This is a genomic window from Caballeronia sp. (assembly GCF_049581465.1).
GTDB lineage: Bacteria > Pseudomonadota > Gammaproteobacteria > Burkholderiales > Burkholderiaceae > Caballeronia.
Window position 1 is genome coordinate 1 of record NZ_JBAUSA010000026.1, and the last position, 3,698, is coordinate 3,698.

Annotated in this window: 3 protein-coding genes; 1 reads left to right on the forward strand and 2 read right to left on the reverse strand. The window is 59.1% G+C overall.

Annotated features, from left to right (window positions below; translation table 11 throughout):
* Positions 1-169: 169 nt before the first annotated feature.
* Complete coding sequence (locus WCA53_RS00580) at positions 170-478, forward strand: high-potential iron-sulfur protein (RefSeq protein WP_423904163.1); 309 nt, start codon at positions 170-172, stop codon at positions 476-478.
* A gap of 58 nt (positions 479-536) precedes the next feature.
* Here the strand turns inward: WCA53_RS00580 and WCA53_RS00585 are convergent, their stop codons facing one another.
* Positions 537-1,730: a pyridoxal phosphate-dependent aminotransferase gene (locus WCA53_RS00585; protein ID WP_423904167.1), complete on the reverse strand. Its 1,194-nt coding sequence runs from the start codon at positions 1,728-1,730 to the stop codon at positions 537-539.
* A 498-nt stretch (positions 1,731-2,228) separates the two neighbouring features.
* On the reverse strand, positions 2,229-3,536 hold the full coding sequence (locus WCA53_RS00590; protein WP_423904172.1) for an MFS transporter: 1,308 nt from the start codon (positions 3,534-3,536) through the stop codon (positions 2,229-2,231).
* Positions 3,537-3,698: the final 162 nt, after the last annotated feature.

A 3,698-nucleotide genomic window follows, 5' to 3' on the forward strand; every position in this document is an offset into this window, starting at 1 on the left:
GAACTGGACCGTGCATGTGCTTGCAAACCTATCATACTGAACGTCGACGCGTATGAAGCGTTGTCTTTCAGGCGGCAATGACGCGTTCGATCCACTGCGATAATAATGAACACGAGGCGTGAATCAGGTTCACGCAGTCCCTGGCAATCGTAGCGACAAAAGGCTGATCATGAATCCATTGCGACGCAACATTCTGTTCTATGGCGCGGCGCTAAGCGCTTCGTTCGCCGTCTCCCGCGTTGCGTTAGCGGACGCGCCGCACCTTAGCGAAGAGGAACCTGCGGCGAAAGCGGTGGGCTATGTGGAGGACGCCAGCAAGGTCGATAAGGCGCGGTATCCAGCGTACGTCGCTGGGCAGACTTGCAAGGGATGTTCGCTGTTTCAGGGCAAGTCCACCGATGCGTGGGGCGGCTGCCAGCTGTTTGGCAATAAGCTGGTCGCCGGTTCAGGGTGGTGTACGTCGTACGGGACTTTGTAAGGAGAGCGCAACTTAGGTTGGAGTGGCATTGGTTGGGGCGGGCAGAGCCGCCCTCACCTCACCCATCCCGGCGCCCCGCCCCATCTAACCCAGCAACAAACGTGGTAATTCGATCACACGCCTCGGCAAGGCGTTTCTCATCGACCACGAACCCCAGCCGTACATACCCATTGGCGGTCTCGCCGAACGCGCTTGCATCGAGTAGCGAGACGCCCTGGGAGCGGAAAAGCTGCCACGTGAAATCGACGGTACTCAGGCCAGTTCCCGTGATATCCACCATCATGAACATGCCTGCCTCAGGTAACAGACAGCGCAATCCCGGCACTTGACTCAAGCGGGCAAACATGAGGTCGCGCCGTCGCCGATATATCTCGCGCATATCGGCGACGATCTGCGCCTTGTTCTCGATCGCGGTCAGTGCGGCTTGCTGAACGAAACCCGGCAAGCCGTACAGCATGCACAGTGCGAGCCGGCCAAGATGTTCCATCAGTGTCTTCGGTCCGATTGCCCAGCCTACGCGCCAGCCGGGCATCGCATGCGACTTGGAGAGACTTCCGAGCGTCACGGTGCGCTCGGCCATGCCATCGAGCGATGCAATGCTCACGTGCTCGCGCTCGAACGTCAGGTCGGCATAGACCTCGTCCGAGACTACCCACAGATCATATAGAACTGCTAATTGCGCGATCCGCTCCAGATCGGCGCGCGGCATGACCACGCCTGTCGGATTGCAGGGTGTCGCGAAGAAGATAGCTTTGGTGCGTGGCGTAATAGCGGCTTCGAGAGCTGCGCAGTCGAGATGAAAACCGCGTGAGGGATCGACTGCAACTGGCACGAGCGTCGCGCCGGACGCCCGGACACTTGCTTCGTAGGTGAGATACATCGGTTCTGGCACGATGACTTCGTCACCTGCTTCGCACAAGCACAGGGAGGTCGCGAAAAGGCCGTTCTGTGCGCCCGCAACCGCGATCACATTGTCCGCATCCGCACGGCAGCCGGTTTGGCGCGCAAACTCTTTTGCGATGGCCGCGCGCAACGGCAAGCGGCCCACGACCTCGGCGTAATGTGTGTCGCCGCCGCGAAGCGCTGACACTGCGCGCTCGACGATTACTTCGGGCGTGGCGAAATCGGGGTCTCCGACGCTGAGGATGATCACGTCCTCGCCTCGCTCCAACGCTTGTTGGGCGGCATGGTGAATTTCCCACGCGGCGGTCCGTTTGCCTTGAAGGCGTTCAACGAGTTTCGAATACTTCATGCGTTCTCCGCTTGCGGCGTGACGGGTGAGCGCGCCACGCGGTACGTATGTATTCGACTGATTATAAGGGTCGGAGAATCCGCGCTGGACATGCGGGACGCTTGAGCACTTTGAACGGCGCGATCGAACCACGCGCTTGGCGGTGGTACGAGAGCCCGGATCGCCACGGGATACGGCCGTCGGGGCGAAGCGTGTGCGCGCCGTTGAATTAGAGGTCGGTGTTCAACTGAGCGTTAATCGGTGGGGCTGTACTACGTTCGGGCCAACAGTCTGAAATTGGTGTTGAGGACACTTAAGAATTAGCGGTTTAAAACGCGTTTCTTTGCTTCGTTTCATTTCGCGTTTGAAATGAAATGAAGTTCCGCCCCGAACAGGGGCTAACAGAAATAAGCAAGAAAATCCGACTTAAGCAGAACGACCACGCTAGCGGAAGGACTCAACGTCCTCCCCACACTCGCCGCGAACAGAACCGCCCCCAAAGCCCAGCGGCCCAGCGATTCAGCCCGGTAAGTCCAACCCTTTCGTTTCCGGCGCGAGGGGAATCACGGCCAACCCGATCACGAACGCAATCGCCGTCAGCGCAATAGGTATCCCAAGTGTCCCGAAGTGCAGCACCATCGCACCGATTCCAAAATTCACGATCGCGCCGAAGAACCGTCCGATCGAGGTACAGAACGCAAACGCCGTCGCGCGCACGCGGGTTTCGAATTGCTCCGGCAACCACAGGCTAAACAGCGCAAAGTTGCCACCGAAGAAGCCAAGCACCACCAGCAGCGAGATAAACGGCACGAGCCCGTTAGGCAAGTAGAACGCCCAGCCGAACGCCAATGCGATCGTCACGGCCATTCCAATGAAATACACCGCGAGCGTCCATCGCCGTCCGATTCGCTCGGCCATCGGCGGTAATGACAGGCAGCCGACAATCGTCCCGATCGAGAGCAAGCCCGTCGCTATCGATGCCATCTTCGCCGCTTCGGGCCGGCTCATGCCGGCCTTCGTCGCGAGTTGGATTACCGCAGAGGGCTCGTACACAGCACCCGCCCACAAGCCGATGATCGCCACCGTCAGCAACACGGTCGCGACTATCGTGCGCTGCCGATATTGCTTCGAGAAAATCGAGCGCAACGAACTCGCCTGCTTGACGACCGTTGCCTCGACTTTCTGCCACTTGTCCGTCTCCTTGACGCGCAGCAAGACGACAATCGATATCACCACCGGCACCACGCCAACGAGGAACATCGCGCGCCAGCCGAAAGCGGCGCCGATCGTGTAGTTAAGCGCAGCGGCCATGAAAAAGCCCGCGTAGTAGCCGGTTTGAAGATAGCCCGCACCCATTTTTCGACGATCCTCGGGCCACGCTTCCGCCACATACGTTCCCGCCAGCGCCCATTCCCCGCCAATGCCAACACCCGCAAGAAATCGGTAGGTCCCGAGTTCCCACACCGTATGCGAGGTCGCGGCAAGCCCCGTGAAAATCGCGAACGTAAAGATGGTCGCAGCCAGGACCTTCGTTCGACCGAAGCGATCGGCGAGTGGTCCCCATATGAACGACAAACCCCATCCCACCAGAAACAACGCGAACAAAATCGATCCGGCCAGCCCGACGTTAGCGGGCGTGGCCGCGTAACCCGACTTCGGCAGGAGTTCCGTCAACGCCGGCGCGAGAACCAGCGCATAGATGAATGAGTCCATCCCGTCCAGTGTCCAGCCGGCCCAGGCTCCCCAGAAACCCACTATCTGCGTTCGGTTGAGAGGTGTGCGCGTGCGTCGCGCAGCGCTTGGCGAATGATCCAGCGTGCTCGGCATGTCTTGTATCTCCTGATGATTCTGATGGGAAGTGACCGACGTGCTCTATGCGTTTCATCGTCGGGCGTCTGCGGGTAAGCACCGAGTTTGGCGATTAGCCAAATGTGTATTTTTGTATATAATATTTGAACATTGGCATTCAATAACTCCGCACTTGTACCT

Excerpts from the sequence above, each read along its gene's own strand:
- WCA53_RS00585 (WP_423904167.1), bottom strand. The coding sequence starts at position 1,730 with ATGAAGTATTCGAAACTCGTTGAACGCCTTCAAGGCAAACGGACCGCC.
- WCA53_RS00590 (WP_423904172.1), bottom strand. The coding sequence starts at position 3,536 with ATGCCGAGCACGCTGGATCATTCGCCAAGCGCTGCGCGACGCACGCGC.
- WCA53_RS00580 (WP_423904163.1), top strand. The coding sequence starts at position 170 with ATGAATCCATTGCGACGCAACATTCTGTTCTATGGCGCGGCGCTAAGC.